We start from the raw sequence: 17089 nt of genomic DNA on the forward strand, positions 1-17089 counted from the left end.
GGATTTTGTATGAAATTGGCTATTAATGGCTTTGGTCGTATTGGTAGAAATGTTTTTAAGATTGCTTTTGAAAGAGGAATTGATGTTGTTGCAATAAATGATTTAACAGATCCCAAAACCCTTGCACATCTTTTAAAGTATGATTCGACCTTTGGAGTATATAATAAAAAAGTTGAGTCAAGAGATGGTGCTATTGTTGTGGATGGAAGAGAAATAAAAATTATTGCTGAGAGAGACCCAAAAAATCTTCCTTGGGGGAAGCTTGGAGTTGATGTTGTAATTGAATCAACAGGTGTTTTTTCATCAGCAACTAGTGATAAGGGAGGGTATCTTGATCATGTAAGTCATGCTGGGGCTAAAAAAGTTATTTTAACAGTTCCCGCTAAAGACGAGATTAAAACAATAGTTCTTGGTGTAAATGATCACGATATTAATTCTGATTTAAAGGCTGTGTCAAATGCTTCATGCACAACTAATTGCTTGGCCCCTCTTGCAAAAGTACTTCATGAATCATTTGGAATTGAACGAGGACTTATGACAACTGTTCATGCTTACACTAATGATCAAAGAATTTTAGATCTTCCTCATTCTGATCTTAGACGGGCAAGGGCTGCTGCACTTTCTATTATTCCAACTTCAACTGGTGCTGCAAAGGCAGTTGGTCTTGTTTTGCCTGAACTTAAAGGAAAGTTAAATGGGACTTCAATGAGGGTGCCTGTGCCAACAGGTTCAATTGTTGATCTTACAGTTCAACTCAAGAAAAAAGATGTTACAAAAGAAGAGATTAATTCTGCCCTCAAGAAAGCATCAGAAACACCTGAGTTTAAAGGTATTTTGGGGTATACGGAAGATCCAATTGTATCTTCAGATATAAAAGGGAATTCCCATTCGTCTATTGTTGATGGTCTTGAAACAATGGTTCTTGAAAATGGATTTGCAAAGGTGCTATCATGGTATGACAATGAGTTTGGATATTCTACAAGAGTAGTTGATCTTGCTCAAAAATTGGTAAAATAACTAGAAATGCTTGTAAGGTAATAAAATGTCAATAAGAACAGTAAAAGATTTTGATAGTTTTGCAGGCAAGCGAGCTTTAGTAAGATGTGATTTTAATGTTCCCCTAAAAGAGGGGAACATTAGTGATGATACTAGAATTAGGGCCGCATTGCCTACAATAGAGTATCTAAAAGAAAGAGGGGCTAAGATTGTGCTTGTAAGTCATTTAGGTAGACCAGAAGGCAAAAAAAATCTTAAATACTCCCTTAAACCCGTTGCTAATAGATTGGCAGAGCTTTTAAATCAGGATGTTAAGATGTTTTCTGATTGCATTGGAAGCGAAATTGTAAATAATACTTTGCAAATGAAGGATGGAGCTGTTGCACTGCTTGAAAATGTAAGGTTTTATGCAGAAGAAGAGAAGAATGACAAAAATTTTGCAAAAAAACTTTCTGAGAATGGAGATGTTTTTGTAAGCGATGCTTTTGGTGCAGCACATAGGGCGCATGCTTCAACGGTAGGGGTTTCTGAATATTTGCCATCTGTTGGTGGATTTTTAATGGAAAAAGAAGATAAATTTCTTGGAGAAGTATTAAAAAATCCTGAAAGGCCATTTGTTTCGATTATTGGTGGTTCTAAGGTTTCTTCAAAGATTGCAGTTCTGGAATCACTTTTATCAAAGTCGAATGTGGTTGTGATTGGTGGTGGAATGGCCTATACTTTTTTATATTCCAAGGGATATTCTATAGGTAAATCTCTTTTAGAGATCGAATATCTTGATACAGCGGCTTCTTTTTTGAAGAAAGCAAGAGAGTTGGATGTTGAAATAATTTTACCACTTGATCACATTGTAGCTAGCGATTTTGATAAAAATTCTACTTCTGAGTATATTGATTCATCTAATATACCTGAAAACAAGATTGGCATGGATGTTGGAGTTAATACTTTAAAGGAAATTGAAAAGGTTGTAAAAACCGCTAAGACCGTAATTTGGAATGGTCCTCTTGGTGTATTTGAATTTGATGCATTTTCAAAAGGTACTGCCAGGGTTGCCGAAATGGTAGCATCTTGTACAGGCTTAACTATTGTTGGTGGTGGAGATTCTGTTGCAGCTGTTAATAAATTTAATTTATCTGATAAGATCACTCATGTTTCAACAGGTGGTGGTGCGTCGCTTGAATATCTTGAAGGAAAGATTTTGCCAGGCATTAAGGTTTTGGAGAAGTAAAGTGAGGAAAACGTTTTTAGCAGGAAATTGGAAAATGCATTATACAAGTGCAGAAGCTTCTGTTGTTGCAAAAAAAATTGCAACTGGAGTTAAATCTTTAAAAGATGATTTTGTAATAATGATAACTCCCCCATTTACAGCTTTGTCTAGAGTTGCAGAATGTATTAAAGATAGTAATATTCTTCTTGGTGCTCAAAATATGTCTTATATGGAAAGTGGAGCAAGAACGAGTGAAATTTCACCCTCAATGCTTTTAGAATTTGGAGTAGAATATGTTATACTTGGTCATTCTGAATGTAGATTGTATTTGGCAGAAACCGATGAAATAATAAATAAAAAGATTCTTGCAGGACTTAAACATCCTTTTAAGTACTTGATTCTTTGCGTTGGAGAAACTCTTGATGAAAGAGATTCTGGAAAAACTTTAGACGTTGTTTTGAATCAGATTAAAAAGGGATTAAATTGTGTTTCTGAATCAGATCTTAAAAGAATAATTTTAGCTTATGAGCCTGTTTGGGCAATTGGAACAGGTAAAACTGCAACTAAAGAGGAAGCTGAAGAAGTTCATAAGGCGATTAGGCTTGAGATTGCTAAGCTTTATTCGAAGTCAGCTTCAGATAATATTATAATTCAGTATGGAGGTTCTGTTAATTCGGACAATGTAAAAGAGCTTATGAATGAACCCAATATTGATGGTGCATTAATAGGTGGGGCATCTTTAAAGGCTGAATCTTTTTTATCTATAATTAATAACGTTCTTTAATTAAAGAGGTTTGTTTTGGATTTAGTTAGATTTTGTATTTTTATAATTTTTGTGATTGTTTCAATTTTTATTATCCTTTTAATTTTAATTCAGGATGAGCAAGGTGATGGAATAGGCGGTGTTTTTGGGGGTGGTAGTTCTTCTATTTTTGGGGCAAAGTCTTCAAGTGTTGCTGTAAAAATTACCGGATTTTTTATAGCATGTTTTTTTATCTTTGTAGTTTTGTTATCTTTTATGAACACTAGAAGAGCAGATAATAGCCTTCTGGATAATATAAAGAAGGAAAATGAGAATAATTCAACTTTCTGGGATAATGAAAATAATGAATCAGATGCTAATATTAATAAAATTGAAGAAAAAGATTCAAAAGAAAAATAATCTAAATTGATTATTATTGTAGCCGTGCCATGATCAATCTTTAGATAACTATTAGTCATGGCTTTTATTTAATTTAAATTTTTTAATTTTATTGAAAGTTTATTTTATCTTTGTTGTGTTTTTTTAAATAATCTAAAGCATTGCTAAAGTGATTTGATCCCAAAAATCCATTATTTGCTGAATATGGAGATGGATGGCTTGTTTCAAGAATTAAGTGTTTTGATGGGTCAATCAGATTTTTTTTACTTCTTGCTAAAGAACCCCATAGCATAAATACAATATTTTCCAAATTTTTAGAAATTATTTTTATCACTTCATCTGTAAAAATTTCCCATCCAATAGCTTTGTGAGAAGAAGGTTTTCCCTCTTCAACCGTTAAGATCGTATTTATTAAAAATACACCTTGAATTGCCCATCTTTTTAAATCTCCGTTTGGAATTGTTTTTATTTTTAAACTTTTTTCTATTTCTTTAAATATGTTTTGCAAAGACGGTGGAATTTTGATTTCTGAATCTACAGAAAAAGCAAGTCCATTTGCTTGGTTTTTTCCATGATATGGATCTTGTCCAATTATTACCACTTTTATGTCTCTAAATGGTAAAGAATTAAAAGCATTAAATATAAGCCTTGGGGGAGGAAATATTTTACCCTTTTTTGTTTTATATTCATGTTTGATAAACCTTACAAGTTTTTTAAAGTATTCTTTGTTAAATTCATTGTTTAAAACTTCTTTCCAAGATTTTTCAATTTTTACTTCCATTTTTGTATTATATAAAAAATAGTTTGAAATTTGAAATATATTAAAAGATGGGCTTTACTATTTTTGAAATTTGATTTTCATTTTGAATGATGTTGTATTAAAATTATTTGTTAGATTAAGTTGAGAAATCAAATTTGATTTTGAAACATATAAACAAGTGGTTAAAAATCATTAATTTATTGAAAATTTTATTAATTCTTAAACCTCTTTTATTTTTTTCCAGGAATTTAAAAATAGATAAAAAATTGTATCAATTGTAATTATTGCTAATGTAATCATTAAGGATCCCCTTGTAAGTTCTATATTTTTTGTTTCGGGGTAGTATTTAAATATTGTATTTATAGATATTGAAACCAGTAAATTAGCCAGATATCCAGAAATTAATCGTGATGCAGGGTGAATGATCCATAAAGATTTTATTTTTATTTTTTTAAAAAAATTATATAGCAAAATGTTTATGTATTGGGATAAAAAAAGCACATACGTTCCAATCAATATTGTTAAAATGTATGTAAAGTTATTGAACAATATTTTAAAATGAATGTCCGATGTATCTAATTCATTGTGATTGAATGCATTCATGAAATTAATCATAATTGTGAAAGTTATGTTTAACAAAAGACTCAATATTACAGAATTTATCGCTTCTTTTTTGTTGTATTTTTCTATCATTAAGTTTAAAGAGAATAATGCCGATAAAAAAGTAATACCCGATAAATTTAAAGACATTCCAAATGTTTTTAAATTTCTTAGTATTATAATGTTTGATATTGTTGAAGCAATTGCATTAAAACAAAAAAGTCCAGATTTTCCGAAAAATCGGTAAAGAATTCCCAATGTTGTATATGTAAAAAGAAACACTCCTGCCCACAAGCTTAAATCAAATATATCTTTATTCATGAAATTTAATTATACTCGATTAATTATTTTAGATAAAGTTGGATAAGGTTTTTATTTATGTAAATAAACTTTTTTATTTTTGAAGTTTTATATATTTTGCAAAATATATAAAAGGTGTTCCTAGAATTCCTGCTAAGCCTTTAATTAGGTATGTAGAAATTACTATATCTAGGAAAGCTTGCCTTGGAAATACTTTAAAATAGATTGCTATGCTTACAAAAATTATTGTATCTATTAAGCCGCTTATCAATGTGGATCCATTGGTTCTAAAGAATAAAAACCTAGGAAATTTTTTTTTAATAAACTGATATAGATATACATCGTTTAATTGAGATACTAAGTACGCAACAAGAGAAGCCAATAGTAAAGCTGGTATTGAAGAGAAGATGTTTTCTAAACTTTTGAAATTTTCTTGAGTTCTATTTGACATAAAGTGAATTTGAGCATTTGTCAATACTGCAAAGACAATGAAGCTGATAAATCCGATATAAACAGCTTTTCTTGAAGTTTTTTTTCCATAAAATTCTGAGAGAATATCTGTTGCAATGTATGACGATGCATAAATAATGTTACCCAATGTAGCATTGATTCCAAATATTGTAATTTGTTTTAGAACTTGAATGTTTGCTATAATAATTGCAACTGCCACCCACGCAAATAATCCGTTTTTTTTAAAAAAAAGGAATATGATAATCAAAAACGAATAAGCAGTAATTAGCATGGTGAACCATAAAATTTCATTAAACATAAAATTCTCTTTTAGTAATATTGAACTTACTATTATAAAATTTTAGCTTAGTTTTTGCAAATAAGACAGTATTGTTGTTTTTTTAAAACTATGATAAAGTAACGTTACATGAGGGGATGTTTTGGATTTGACTAAAAATGCTAATGTTATAAGTTGCAGGCAGAGGGAATCTCTTAAAACTTCTAAAATAAATGCAAAAAATAATAACTTTACAAGTTCAAACCTTGTAATGGCTGCTTAAGTTAGCAGGGAGTTTTGTTGGATTTGGCTTTGAGGTTCACTTATACTCTTTTAGACATCGAAGCTTGCTTAGAAATGTTTTCAAGTTGATTTTTAAGGACTTTTATACTTGAGAGCAATTTGGTGGTTTGCTAGTATTTCCAAACCATATTGCTTAATAAAATACTAGATAAGCTTGTAGAAGCTTATGGTATTGTTTTTAGGACGCGGGTTCAATTCCCGCCATCTCCATTATTTCATTTTTTACCTATTCTTTAAATATAATTTTTAAAAAGTATTACTAAATTTGTAGAATTATAGAACGTGTAATTATTATTTAAAGCGTCCTATCGGAATCGAACCGACATCATTAGCTTGGAAGGCTAAGGTAATAACCATTATACGAAGGACGCAAGACAGTACTTTACTTATATAAAAAAAATCAATTTATGTCAACAATATTTATTGTAATGTTATTTTTGGCTAGCAATTTTTTTTTTAAATAAGTACAATTAATTTAACTTAAATGTAGTCAAGTGCGTAAACTTGTGTGGAGGAAATTGATGGGAGAGAGAGGGGAAGTATACTCTGAGAAACTATTTACAGAATCTGAGAGAACTTATTTTTTTAATGTCAAGGAAAATAGAAAAGGGGATTATTTTTTAAATATTGTAGAGAGCAAAAGAAGTCCAAGTGGAGATTTTGAAAGACATTCTATTTTTGTATATGAAGAGAATATAAGTGAGTTTGAATCTAATTTGCTTAAGGCAATAGCTGTTATTAAGCAGAAAGTGTCTACGGGAGCTAGTAGTTCTTCTGTTAGGCATAATAAAGAAGGGTATGGAGAATATGGAGAGAGATCTAAATTAGATGATTCTAGATTTCACAAGAAATCTCATTTATCAGGTGGACGGTTTAAAAAGAAGGATTATTGATTTTTATTATGTTTATGTTTTAAATTAGTTTAAAACTTTTTCTGTGAAGGTTTAAAACCCCATATTTCTTTATTGCATTTTTATGTTCTTTTGTGGGGTATCCTTTATTTTTTTTGAGCAAATATAATGGATAAATTTTATCATATTCATCCATCAGTTTGTCTCTTTTAACTTTAGCAATAATTGAAGCTGCTTTTATTTCATCTATTATTGAATCCCCTTTAATTATTGCTTTAACAGTTTTTGCTGTTATTTTTGGAACAAATTTGCCATCTACATAAACCAAACTGCAATTTAATTTTAAATTTTCGTATGCAGTTTGCATTGCAAGAAGAGATGCATTGTGAATATTTATTTTTTCTATTGTTATATTTGAAATCTCAGCAAATGCATAATATGAATTTGCAAGTATTAATGAAGATAAATACTCCCGTTTTTCTTTTTTTAATTTTTTAGAATCATCTAGTTCTTTTATAAAGTTAGGTTTTTTTTTGAAAACTACAGCAGCACTTAAAATAGGCCCAAAAATACATCCTCTTCCAACCTCATCTATTCCACAAATCATAATTGACCTTTTTATAAAAATATTTTTATTTATTATAATATGAAATTGTAGATTTATCAGTAATTGGTTTTTAATTTTAATTGGGAGTTATTTTGCTTTTAAAAAAAATAGTACTTTTGGGGTTTAAATCTTTTTTAAATAAACAAGAGTTTGAAATAAGTGAAAATTTAAGTTTTATTGTAGGGCCTAATGGATGCGGGAAGAGTAATCTTATTGATGCTGTACGTTTTTGCATGGGAGAAGATAATGTAAAGTTCTTAAGAGTTGAAGATATTTCTGATTTAATTTCTGTTTCAAAATTAGGAAAATCAAATTTTGCAGAAATAACTCTTTTTTTCAGTAACATTAACGGTGAAAAAATGACTTTAAAAGACTTTGGAGAAAATTTTTATATTCGCAGACGTCTTTACAAGGATGGTTCTAGTGAATATTATTTCAATAATAAAATTTTAAATTTTCAAGATTATAATAAACTTTTAAATAGATTTAATTTTAAAAAATCGCCTTATATGTTTATAACTCAAGGCAAGGTTGAAGACATTTCTTTGGAAAGAAATGTAAATCTTAAGTCTTTAATTGAGCAGGCAAGTGGAATAGATGTTTTAAAAATTGAAGAAGAAGAGGCTTTGAAAAATTTTAAGCAATCTAGTCAAAATTTATCAGCCTTGTTGGTCTTACAAGAAAATTTAAAGCAAAAGTACGATAATATAAAAAATGTTTACCTTTTGAGAAAAAAACATCAAGATTTAAGTCAAAAATTAGAATCTTTAGAAAAAACAATAACGTTAAAAAAACTTTTCAATATTAATTTTGATATTAATGTCTTAAAAAGCGAATTAAACTTAGATGGTTTAAGTAAATTTTTGTCTTCTAGTTTTAAAGAAAAATTAGAATTTTATTCATTTAGAGAAAAAAATGTTGTAAATAATATTCAAGAATTAGAAAAAGATCTTGAGCTCATGAAGTCCAAAATTCTTTCATTAGAGACTAAGATTCAAAAATTAAAGCAAGAAAAGATAGTAAAGATAAGTTTGGAAGATAAGTTTGTCAAGAGTAAATCTAAGTTTGAGGAGAAAAAAAAATCTATAAATAATGATTTATATCAATTAAATAGTTTACTTAAGGAAAATAAAAATGAATTTTTTTCTTTAAGCGAAGAGATTAATAGATATACCAAAAGTTTTTTTGAACTTGTTGATTTAATTTTATCTGTATTAAAGAGTTCTAAATCAGAAGAGCTTGTTTTATTAAAAGAGAATATATTAGATTCTCTTAAGCTTTTTGAAGAATCATTGAGTATAAAATACATTAAAGAGATTAGAGCCAATTTAATCAAGTATATAAGCAAGGATGAGAATCTTTTGGCTTTATTGAAGGATAAAATTGAACCTATTTTCGATCAAAATGTTAATTTAAAAAAGTTTTTGCTTGAAAAAAATGCTTTAAAAGCAAATCTTGCTAAAGAGATAACAAATATCGAAAAATTAATTGAAGAAAAAACACTTCAATTAAATGATGTATTAGGAGAGCTTGAATATATAGAGCTTTCTAAATTTAAAAATTTGGACGAAATTAAACTTATAGATGGTAATTTAGAATTTCTATTTGAATCTAAAAGTAGTCTTGATGAAGAACTTAAAGATTTGTATTTAAAACTTGAAAATTTAAATTTAGAAAAGAGTGATATTCAGCTTAATTTAAGCAAGCTTATTGGTTTTTCAAATTCCAGTAACGAGCCTTTTAGGGAGAGAGATTTGAGCTCTTCAGTTTTTTTAAATGATTTTAAAAAAACTAATTATTATGAATATATAAAAAAACAGACAGAGTACGAATTTCTTTTGAACTCTAATTTAAACATTAGAAACGAGATAGAAAATTTTAATATTTCTAATAAAATGTCTGATAAATTTGAATTGGAAGAGGACCTTGTAACCAGAGAGCTATTACATAAAGAAATTGATTCAATCAATTTAGGTGATTATGTATTTTTCAATATTGATAAAGAGTTTGATGAAACTAAGGATCGTTTTGAAAAAGTAAGTTTACAAGTAGAAGATTTAAGGCTTTCAAAATATTCATTACAAAAGCTTCAAAAAAAAATAAAAAATGAGATTTATAAAAAATTTAGAGAATCATTTGATGAGATTAATAAAAATTTTTCTTACTTTTTTAAAAAAATTTTCAAAGGAACCGGCATTCTTTTTTACAATGAAAATACTGATAATGTTGAGATTAAAATAAATTTTTCAAACAAATTTGTCAAAAACAATAATATGCTTTCAGGGGGTGAGAGTACTTTGGTTAGTATGGCTTTTTTATTTTCACTTTATTATTATTCTCCTGCTTGTTTTTGCATGCTTGATGAAATAGATGCAGCTCTTGATTTTGAGAATAGTAAAAAACTGTCTTTACTTTTAAAAGAATTGGGAAAAAAAATTCAACTTTTAGTGATAACCCATAATGCATATGTTTCAGAAGGTGGTGAAAATTTGATAGGTATTACACTTGATAATGGTGAAAGCAAGGTGTTTAATATATAATTAAGTTAGATTTAAGGAAATTAGCATGCAAAATAGAAAATTTAGTTTTAGAAAATATTTTTTAATTTTAATATTTTTAATTTTTATTGTTTCAGGCATTACTTATTTCTATTCAACACAAATGTTAGAAAAATCTCAAAAGTCTATTGAGGACAATTTAGATGCTAAGGTTAAATTAGTTGATATGGAAGATTTTTATTTTGATTTAAATGAATGTCTGAATATGGATGCTTTTTTTATTCCAAGCCCTGATTTTTTAAATGAAAATTTAGTTGTTGATGGCTTGATTAAAAATAAAGTTCTTGATGATAATTTTTTTAAAGATCTTTGGATTAAAAAAGAGAATTTATTTAACATTGATATTGAGAAGGAAAATGAGAGATTAATAGATAAGATTTTAGAAATTTCCAAATGATTAAAAAATATTTGATTTATATAAGCTTGCTATTTTTTGTTTTTGAAGTTTATCCGCAGCAAGCTTTTATAAGTCAGAGTGATTCATATGAGCTTGATTTTAACGGTAAAGAAGTAGATATTAATGTAAATACCAATTCAAAGTTTAAGCTTTCTTTTAAAGATGAATCTTGGATTTATATCAAAAGTAATGAAAATGTAGCTTTTATTAAGCTAATTGAAGAATCTTATGAGAATGGAGCTGTTTTTGTTTTTCAAACTTTTAAAAAAGAAGGTAAAATTAAGTTAATTTTCAATTATCAAAATGTTGAAGATTCAAGTGAGTTTAATAAAATAATCATTTTGAAAATTACAAAAAAGTTTGAAGCTGAAATTTCAAATAGTGGTGGTTCTTCTGATAAAGATAGGGATACTAAAATTAATGATAATCTTGAACTTAGAAAGGGCAATGCTAATGGACCAACCTCTAAAGAGGTTGTTGCTAGGGCTTTAAATTTATCTTACATAAATGATTACAAAGGAGCAATAGATTTGCTTAATAAGTATAATTTTAATGATGATAAATATATTTTATTGAAGGCGGAAATTTATTATAAAAATAGGAATTATTTGAAATCTTATGAAAATTATTTGAAATTGAAGAGCAGATGCTTTCAAAGCATTGTTTTTGATCTAATTAAGCTTGGTATAGAATTAAATATTAAAGAAGAGGTCTTAGAGGGTGCTAGATATTTAGTTGAAAAGAATATTGATTTTTCTGAGAGTATTTATCTTGAGATTTTTGAATTTTTGGTAATAAGGGGAGAGTACGAGTTTGCTTTAAATTTTAGTTCCTTGTACTTTCCTAAGTATATTAATTCAAGTTTTTCGGATAAATATAGTTATTTGTTGGGAAAACTTTATGAGTCTGAGAGCAAGTATAAAGATTTTTTAAAGGCTTTACATTACTATAAATTAGTTATTGATAATTATCCTTTTAGTGATTATTATGAGAGAGCCAAAATAGGATATTTATTTTTAAAGCGGTTTTTTTAGGAGATATGATATGATACGGAGAAGACTTACTAAACAACTTGAAATAATAAAAGATTATCTTTGGGATATGAAAGAATGTGTGCTTAAAATCATAGACGACTCTTTAATAGCTTTAGAATCTAAAGATAAAAGTTTGGCTAAAAAAATAATCAATGAAGATGAAAAAATAATAGATGATTATCAATACGATATTGAGGATTTGTGTGGAAGAATAATTGCTACTGAGCACCCTGTTGCTACAGAGCTTAGAGAAATTTTAGCAATTATTAAAATAATAAGTTCTCTTGAAAGGATTGCAGATCATGCTACTAAGATTGTAAGAGTTGTGCTTCTTCTTGAATCAGATTCGGATGATTTTGATTTTCTTAATCTATATTTTAGACCTTTAAGAGAAATGGCTGATACAGCTAAGGAAATGTTATCTGATATTTTTGACGCATATTTTGATGGAGATTTTACTAAAATATTAAAGATAGTCAAGTATGATAATATAATAGATAAATTATTTTCAAAACAAAAAAGTATTGTTATTGACGCTATGAAAAAAAATCCCGAAAATTTGGATTATCTTTTAAATATATTATTTTTAAATAGTTTTTTAGAAAGAGTGGGTGATCATGTAGCAACAATTGGAGAATTGCTGTATTTTATTAGAATAGGTGAAAAAGTAAACTTAACCTAAAGGCAATATTTTCAGACTTTTTAAGCCAAATAAATTTTATTAAGTAGAAAATTTCTTATAAAAAGAATTAATAACAGACATCATTAATTCTTTTTATAAGTAGCAGGCATTATGTATTCAAGATTTTTGTTTCCTCTAATTGTTTCTGAATGTCCAATTAAAAGATAAGAATCATTTTTAAGATAAGAGCTGAATTTATTGGCAAGGTTGTTTCTGGTTTTTTCATCAAAATAGATCATAACGTTTCTGCAAAATATTAGGTCGAATTTCTTGCTAAATGGAAATTTCTCATCCATTAGATTTAATTTTTTAAAGTAAACCATTTTTTTTAAAGTTTCTTTGACTTGAAATTTATCATCTTGAATTTGATTTAAATATTTGGTTTTTAAATATTTAGGTAAATTTATTATACGATCTTCAGGGTAAATCCCTTCATTAGCCTCGTGTAAAACGCTAACTGAAATGTCTGTTGCTAAGATTTTGACTTTAAAATTTACGTTATTGGTTTCCATATATTCTTTTAATATCATTGCGATTGTATAAGGCTCTTCGCCACTTGAGCAACCGGCTGACCATATTCTAATTTCCGAATTTTCTAAGTTTAATATTTTTTCAGTGAGCTTGGGCAATATTTTATTATTTAGAAAATCAAAGTGCTTGGATTCCCTGAAAAAATAGGTGTGATTTGTTGATATTTTGTCAATTAATTCAATTAATTGAATATTTCCGTTGCTTTTTTCTAAAAAGTTGATATATTCAGTAAAATTTTTAAAACCCTTAACTTTAAGAAGAGATGATAATCTACTTTCAATTAACATCTTTTTTTTTTCGCTTAGATTGATTCCAAAATTGTTATAAACTATTTTTATTAACCTTAAAAGTTCATCTTTAGTTATACTTATATTAAGGTTGAATTTGTTTTTATTCATGTTCATATATTTTAGATTTCATTCTCCTTTTTAATTCAGAATAATTTGCCTTTACGCTAGAAATGTAAAAATTTCTTTTTTAGTTTCATAGTACTTAAGCGTACAGCTTAAGTTACATATTTCAATTGCAATAATTTTTCAATTGTGATAATTTAGTAGTTAAATTATTAGTATACTTACTTATTAAAGGTTAGTTTATGCGAAAAAGAAGTAGAAAAGTCAAAAGTGATTTAGTTGTGCTTGAATCTAAAGAAAGAAAAGTTGGCATATGGGGTATTTTTGCTCTTGTTTTAATTGTTTTTGGATTTATTATTGCACCTTTACTTCCAGGAATTTTTGACAATACCAATTCATCTGGTTTGAAATTTGGTTCTTATAAAGGTCAGCCTATTTATTATCAAAGAGATAGTAAGTTTGCCAAGTACGTTAGTTATTATTCAAATCTTTATTCTAGATTGCAAGGGGATGCTAGAAATATTAACATAGATTATAATGCCTGGTATTTGGCATTTATGAGATATGCTGAGGATGTAGCTTTTTTGGATTTGATAAAGAAATATAATTTTTATATTTCTAAGGAAATGTTGAATAAAAATTTACTCAGATCCCCCGAGTATTTAGATTCTAGTGGAAATTTTAGTTCTAAAAGATATAACAAAGCTTCTGATTATCAGAAAGTTAAAATTTATGATGATATGGTAGAAAATATGCTGTTTTCTAATGTTAAAATTTTTTTAAATAGTAATTTAATATTTCCTGACTCTCTTTTTAATTTAATTAAGGATATGAGTGCTGTAGAGAGGCATATTTCATATCTTACTCTTTCTTATCAAGATTTTTCCAATGAAGAGGCGATATTTTATGCTGAGAAAAATTTAAATTTATTTAAGCGTTTATCGCTTGCGTCTATTCGTTTTAAAAATATGAGTGACGCTCAGAATGCTTATGATAAGCTATTAAACAAAACCCCATTTGAAGAACTTGCTAAGCTTTATTCAGATGATATAGCTAATTTCAAAGGTGTTGTTCCTTTGGATAGGTATTATTTTGATTTGGATCTTAATGTTGAAAAGAAAGAAGATCTGAATTCTATTTTTTCTTTAAGAGAAAGTGAATTTAGTAAGCCTGTTAAGGTTAAAAATAAAAATGAATATCAAATATATAAGGCATTTGGCAATGCTCATGATTTTGATAAAAATTCCGATCGTGATATTAGCGCTGTTAAAAATTATATTGAAACTTATGAACCAAGTGTTATTGAAGGTTATTTAGAAAATACGCTAAGTGATTTTTTAAATGATGTTAACCTTAGCAGTTTAAGTCAAGCTCTTGAAAAATATCAGTTTAGTTTAAAAGAAGAAATTGTTAATTTATCTTATAATGTTAACATTTATCCCAATACTTTAAAAGAATTAGTTGAATTTAATAATAGCAAATCTTTTTATGATATTGTTTTTGGATTGAAAGAAAATTCTTGGTCTAAGCCTTTTGTAGCAAATAAAAAAGTTTATTTATTTTTCCTTAACTCAGCTAAAAAAAGATCTAATCCTCTCGAAGAAGAGCTCAAAAATGAAAAACTTCTTGAGAATTTTAACATTGCAAGTAGTGCTTTGATTACAGATTTTTTGTTGAATAAAAATGATTTTGTTGATAATTTTAATGAATCGTTTTTTGCTTTGCAAAACTTTAGTCAAAATTAATAAGCGAATATTATGATAAAGGTTTTAGTTGTTAATGTTTGTTAATGTAATTAATTTTAGCAAAGAATTAATTTGGTTTTGTAATTATATTTATAGGTTTTTGTTTTTTCTCTTTTTTTTTACATTGCTTACTTGTTCCAAGGTAAATAAAGATTTTATTGTTTTTAACAAAGATATAAAATCTGCTTCTGAGACCGATGATCCAAATTCTAATGTTTTGGAAATTAATAAAATGGAAGATTTTTTTAGTGCCATTATAGATTTAAAAGGTTATAAAATTCTTGCAGTTCAGCAGGAAAATTTAAATTTAGATGTTTATTTTGAACAGGTGGTTTTAGCTCAAAATTTTTCAAATCCCGATACGTATTTATTTATTATTGGTTTTGACCCTAAAATCAAAGCAGGAACGATTCTTTTCAAAACCCAAATAGATATTGATCCAAAAAATTCTTATAACATGTATCTTGAGGATATTACAGGTGATTATGATTTTAATATAGTTGTTCAGGGATTTTTAAAAGATAAATCTGTTTTGTATGTTTTTCAAAAATCTGTTTTAAATGATGTGTCTTCTTACAAGCCCATATTTTTTGAGAAAGTTAATGGCTCTGTTCTTATTAACAAATATGCAAGATCTTCAGCTTATGAAGAAAATAGATCAAGAGAAAGTTATCCTATTTCTTTGGAAAAATATGAAAAAGCGGGGGAAGATTTAATAATTAGCAAGATTGAGAAATATGAATATTCTCATGTTCAGGGCAAATATCACCTTTCCTCTGTGAGTGAAAAAGTTGGCGAGATTGATAATAATATTTATAAAACTTTAAAGAATTTAAGCAAAGACGAAGTTTATAGATTTTTGCATGGAGTTTGGTATGATTTCCATGATTACAATGAAAAACAGGGCAAAGATATTAATGATGCTTTATTTTTGTCTTTTGAAAGACAGTCAAGCGAAATTAATCTTTTTAGAAAAAATTCTCAAGAAGTTGCAAAGATTGAATACATTTCAAAACCGGCTTACAACACTCTTAATGTTAGTGCTAAGTCTCTTTTTTCAGATTTGATAGTTTACAACTTTTGGATAAAAATTCTAGATAAAGAAAATATTGAGATCAAAATCGATACTAGTACAAATTCTTATGATAATAGTGGATTTTCAGGGACGTTTAAAAGGTTTAATGAGAATGTCTTAAATGTTAAGAGAAATGTTAATAATATTTATTTTATTCCTAATGGAAATTACGCATATAAAGACAAAATTTATGATTTTTCTTATCCCCATTTAACCTATATTGATGAGAATAAGATTTATTATGGTATTTTTAATATTTTTCCTTTAAAAAATAATTTTGTTCTCGAATATGCAATTGATATGGGCAATTATAAGCTTGTTGAATCTTTTTTCCTTGAACATAACGAAAGAGTTGTTCAAAAGCAAAAATTTTCTACAATAATTCTCAGTCCTATTAAAATTTTAAAAGATGATGTAAGCTTAGTTAAAGGGCAAAAATTAAAGCTTGAACGAATAGAAAAAATAGGATAATAGTTTTTATGAAAATATTGAGAAGTGTTATAGCTTATTTTAATGTTTTGCTGTTTTTTTTAATTTTTATTTTTTTTTTATTCCCTGTTTACTTGGTTTTTAGAATTTTTTCAATTGAGCGTTATATTATTAGATTCAGTTTTACTATGATTCGGGCTTGTATTAAAGTTGGTTTATGGCTTGCTGGAATTAAAATTATTGTTACAGGTTCTGAGAATATTCCCAAAAAAGGCAATGTAATAATAATGGGGAATCATATTGCGGCTATGGATCCTTTAATTTTTATTTATACTTTTGTTAATCCATTTGTAGTATTAGCAAAACATTCTTTGCGTAGGGTTCCTTTTGTGAACCTTGTGTTAATTGTTATGGGAGTCATTTTTGTTAATAGAAAGAGCATAAGATCTGCTGCTGTGGCTGAGGCTAAGGCAATAAAAGTTATGAGGGAGGGTAGATCTATTGGAATTTTCCCCGAAGGAACTAGAAATAGAGGGGGAGATACTAAGGTTTTTAAAAAAGGTGCAATTAAGATGGCATTAAAGACAGGAACATCTATTCTTCCTGTTACTCTTTATAATACTAATAATTTTTTTATTAAAAATATTATTTTTAATTCTGGATTATCTGTTTATATTCATGTTCATCCCTTGATAGATATTTTAAAGTTAAGTGAATATGAAAAAGAAAATCTTGCTAGTATTATTAGAGATCAAATAGTTAAAAAGCTTGAAGCTATTAAAAACTATTAAAA

The 17089-nt window shown here is 27.4% G+C and carries 17 protein-coding genes, 1 tRNA gene and 1 other RNA gene; 13 read left to right on the top strand and 6 right to left on the bottom strand.

Translation table 11 applies throughout. The features are described from left to right. Nucleotides 1-9 precede the first annotated feature (9 nt). From gap to secG, 4 genes are read left to right on the top strand one after another with little or no spacing between them, the layout of a single operon-like run. Nucleotides 10-1017, top strand: a complete 1008-nt coding sequence (gene gap / locus QIA41_RS03990) for a type I glyceraldehyde-3-phosphate dehydrogenase (protein WP_320292728.1) — start codon at nt 10-12, stop codon at nt 1015-1017. Nucleotides 1018-1042: 25 nt separating this feature from the next. After that, nucleotides 1043-2224, top strand: coding sequence for a phosphoglycerate kinase (locus QIA41_RS03995; protein WP_320292729.1), 1182 nt, complete (start codon nt 1043-1045; stop codon nt 2222-2224). A 1-nt stretch (nt 2225) separates the two neighbouring features. Then, nucleotides 2226-2987, top strand: coding sequence for a triose-phosphate isomerase (tpiA, locus tag QIA41_RS04000; RefSeq protein WP_320292730.1), 762 nt, complete (start codon nt 2226-2228; stop codon nt 2985-2987). Nucleotides 2988-3002: 15 nt separating this feature from the next. After that, entirely contained in the window at nt 3003-3365 is a 363-nt protein-coding gene (gene secG / locus QIA41_RS04005; RefSeq protein ID WP_320292731.1) for a preprotein translocase subunit SecG, read from the top strand. An 88-nt stretch (nt 3366-3453) separates the two neighbouring features. Here secG and ung read toward each other — a convergent pair whose 3' ends face one another. The 3 genes from ung to QIA41_RS04020 all read right to left on the bottom strand — a co-directional run bounded on the left by ung (nt 3454) and on the right by QIA41_RS04020 (nt 5773). Next, nucleotides 3454-4125, bottom strand: a complete 672-nt coding sequence (gene ung / locus QIA41_RS04010; RefSeq protein WP_320292732.1) for a uracil-DNA glycosylase — start codon at nt 4123-4125, stop codon at nt 3454-3456. A 198-nt stretch (nt 4126-4323) separates the two neighbouring features. Then, a complete protein-coding gene (locus QIA41_RS04015) occupies nt 4324-5025 on the bottom strand; it encodes a queuosine precursor transporter (RefSeq protein WP_320292733.1) in 702 nt (233 codons plus the stop codon). Nucleotides 5026-5098: 73 nt separating this feature from the next. Beyond that, nucleotides 5099-5773, bottom strand: coding sequence for a queuosine precursor transporter (locus QIA41_RS04020; protein ID WP_320292734.1), 675 nt, complete (start codon nt 5771-5773; stop codon nt 5099-5101). Between the two features lie 112 nt (nt 5774-5885). Between QIA41_RS04020 and ssrA the strand changes: the two genes are divergently transcribed. Further along, nucleotides 5886-6247: a transfer-messenger RNA gene (gene ssrA, locus QIA41_RS04025) on the top strand. Between the two features lie 86 nt (nt 6248-6333). On the opposite strand, the gene QIA41_RS04030 is transcribed toward ssrA, so the two are convergent. Beyond that, nucleotides 6334-6405, bottom strand: a tRNA-Gly gene (locus tag QIA41_RS04030). 150 nt (nt 6406-6555) lie between these two features. Here QIA41_RS04030 and bpuR point away from each other — a divergent pair. After that, complete coding sequence (bpuR, locus tag QIA41_RS04035) at nt 6556-6927, top strand: transcriptional regulator BpuR (RefSeq protein WP_320292735.1); 372 nt, start codon at nt 6556-6558, stop codon at nt 6925-6927. A 19-nt stretch (nt 6928-6946) separates the two neighbouring features. Here the strand turns inward: bpuR and QIA41_RS04040 are convergent, their stop codons facing one another. Beyond that, the gene (locus QIA41_RS04040; protein ID WP_320292736.1) at nt 6947-7492 is read right to left on the bottom strand and encodes a ribonuclease HII; all 546 of its coding nucleotides are present in this window, start codon (nt 7490-7492) and stop codon (nt 6947-6949) included. Nucleotides 7493-7584: 92 nt separating this feature from the next. Here QIA41_RS04040 and QIA41_RS04045 point away from each other — a divergent pair, with 92 nt between their 5' ends. Genes QIA41_RS04045 through phoU form a run of 4 tightly spaced genes read left to right on the top strand, consistent with a single transcriptional unit; the run spans nt 7585 to nt 12163 of the window. Further along, the gene (locus QIA41_RS04045) at nt 7585-10032 is read left to right on the top strand and encodes an AAA family ATPase (protein WP_320292737.1); all 2448 of its coding nucleotides are present in this window, start codon (nt 7585-7587) and stop codon (nt 10030-10032) included. Between the two features lie 25 nt (nt 10033-10057). After that, complete coding sequence (locus tag QIA41_RS04050) at nt 10058-10447, top strand: hypothetical protein (RefSeq protein WP_320292738.1); 390 nt, start codon at nt 10058-10060, stop codon at nt 10445-10447. Then, nucleotides 10444-11481, top strand: coding sequence for a hypothetical protein (locus QIA41_RS04055; RefSeq protein ID WP_320292739.1), 1038 nt, complete (start codon nt 10444-10446; stop codon nt 11479-11481). Before QIA41_RS04050 ends, QIA41_RS04055 begins: the two co-directional genes overlap by 4 nt. Before the next feature lie 10 nt (nt 11482-11491). Continuing rightward, on the top strand, nt 11492-12163 hold the full coding sequence (gene phoU, locus QIA41_RS04060) for a phosphate signaling complex protein PhoU (RefSeq protein ID WP_320292740.1): 672 nt from the start codon (nt 11492-11494) through the stop codon (nt 12161-12163). Nucleotides 12164-12246: 83 nt separating this feature from the next. Here the strand turns inward: phoU and QIA41_RS04065 are convergent, their stop codons facing one another. Next, nucleotides 12247-13098, bottom strand: coding sequence for a protein-glutamate O-methyltransferase (locus QIA41_RS04065; RefSeq protein ID WP_320292741.1), 852 nt, complete (start codon nt 13096-13098; stop codon nt 12247-12249). A gap of 191 nt (nt 13099-13289) precedes the next feature. Between QIA41_RS04065 and QIA41_RS04070 the strand changes: the two genes are divergently transcribed. From QIA41_RS04070 to QIA41_RS04080, 3 genes are read left to right on the top strand one after another with little or no spacing between them, the layout of a single operon-like run. Then, a complete protein-coding gene (locus QIA41_RS04070) occupies nt 13290-14792 on the top strand; it encodes a peptidyl-prolyl cis-trans isomerase (protein ID WP_320292742.1) in 1503 nt (500 codons plus the stop codon). Nucleotides 14793-14826: 34 nt separating this feature from the next. Further along, nucleotides 14827-16338 (top strand): pallilysin-related adhesin, encoded by a 1512-nt coding sequence (locus QIA41_RS04075; protein WP_320292743.1) that lies wholly within the window; start codon nt 14827-14829, stop codon nt 16336-16338. A gap of 8 nt (nt 16339-16346) precedes the next feature. Further along, nucleotides 16347-17087, top strand: a complete 741-nt coding sequence (locus tag QIA41_RS04080; RefSeq protein WP_320292744.1) for a 1-acyl-sn-glycerol-3-phosphate acyltransferase — start codon at nt 16347-16349, stop codon at nt 17085-17087. Nucleotides 17088-17089 lie beyond the last annotated feature (2 nt).

The sequence above is a fragment of the Borreliella sinica genome (assembly GCF_033969665.2).
GTDB lineage: Bacteria > Spirochaetota > Spirochaetia > Borreliales > Borreliaceae > Borreliella > Borreliella sinica.

What these genes read in the sequence shown, in the direction of transcription:
- QIA41_RS04065 (WP_320292741.1), bottom strand. Translation starts at nt 13,098, where the DNA reads ATGAACATGAATAAAAACAAATTCAACCTTAATATAAGTATAACTAAA.
- gap (WP_320292728.1), top strand. Translation starts at nt 10, where the DNA reads ATGAAATTGGCTATTAATGGCTTTGGTCGTATTGGTAGAAATGTTTTT.
- QIA41_RS04075 (WP_320292743.1), top strand. Translation starts at nt 14,827, where the DNA reads ATGTTTGTTAATGTAATTAATTTTAGCAAAGAATTAATTTGGTTTTGT.
- phoU (WP_320292740.1), top strand. Translation starts at nt 11,492, where the DNA reads ATGATACGGAGAAGACTTACTAAACAACTTGAAATAATAAAAGATTAT.
- QIA41_RS04080 (WP_320292744.1), top strand. Translation starts at nt 16,347, where the DNA reads ATGAAAATATTGAGAAGTGTTATAGCTTATTTTAATGTTTTGCTGTTT.
- QIA41_RS03995 (WP_320292729.1), top strand. Translation starts at nt 1,043, where the DNA reads ATGTCAATAAGAACAGTAAAAGATTTTGATAGTTTTGCAGGCAAGCGA.
- ung (WP_320292732.1), bottom strand. Translation starts at nt 4,125, where the DNA reads ATGGAAGTAAAAATTGAAAAATCTTGGAAAGAAGTTTTAAACAATGAA.
- QIA41_RS04040 (WP_320292736.1), bottom strand. Translation starts at nt 7,492, where the DNA reads ATGATTTGTGGAATAGATGAGGTTGGAAGAGGATGTATTTTTGGGCCT.
- QIA41_RS04050 (WP_320292738.1), top strand. Translation starts at nt 10,058, where the DNA reads ATGCAAAATAGAAAATTTAGTTTTAGAAAATATTTTTTAATTTTAATA.
- QIA41_RS04020 (WP_320292734.1), bottom strand. Translation starts at nt 5,773, where the DNA reads ATGTTTAATGAAATTTTATGGTTCACCATGCTAATTACTGCTTATTCG.
- QIA41_RS04015 (WP_320292733.1), bottom strand. Translation starts at nt 5,025, where the DNA reads ATGAATAAAGATATATTTGATTTAAGCTTGTGGGCAGGAGTGTTTCTT.
- bpuR (WP_320292735.1), top strand. Translation starts at nt 6,556, where the DNA reads ATGGGAGAGAGAGGGGAAGTATACTCTGAGAAACTATTTACAGAATCT.
- QIA41_RS04055 (WP_320292739.1), top strand. Translation starts at nt 10,444, where the DNA reads ATGATTAAAAAATATTTGATTTATATAAGCTTGCTATTTTTTGTTTTT.
- QIA41_RS04070 (WP_320292742.1), top strand. Translation starts at nt 13,290, where the DNA reads ATGCGAAAAAGAAGTAGAAAAGTCAAAAGTGATTTAGTTGTGCTTGAA.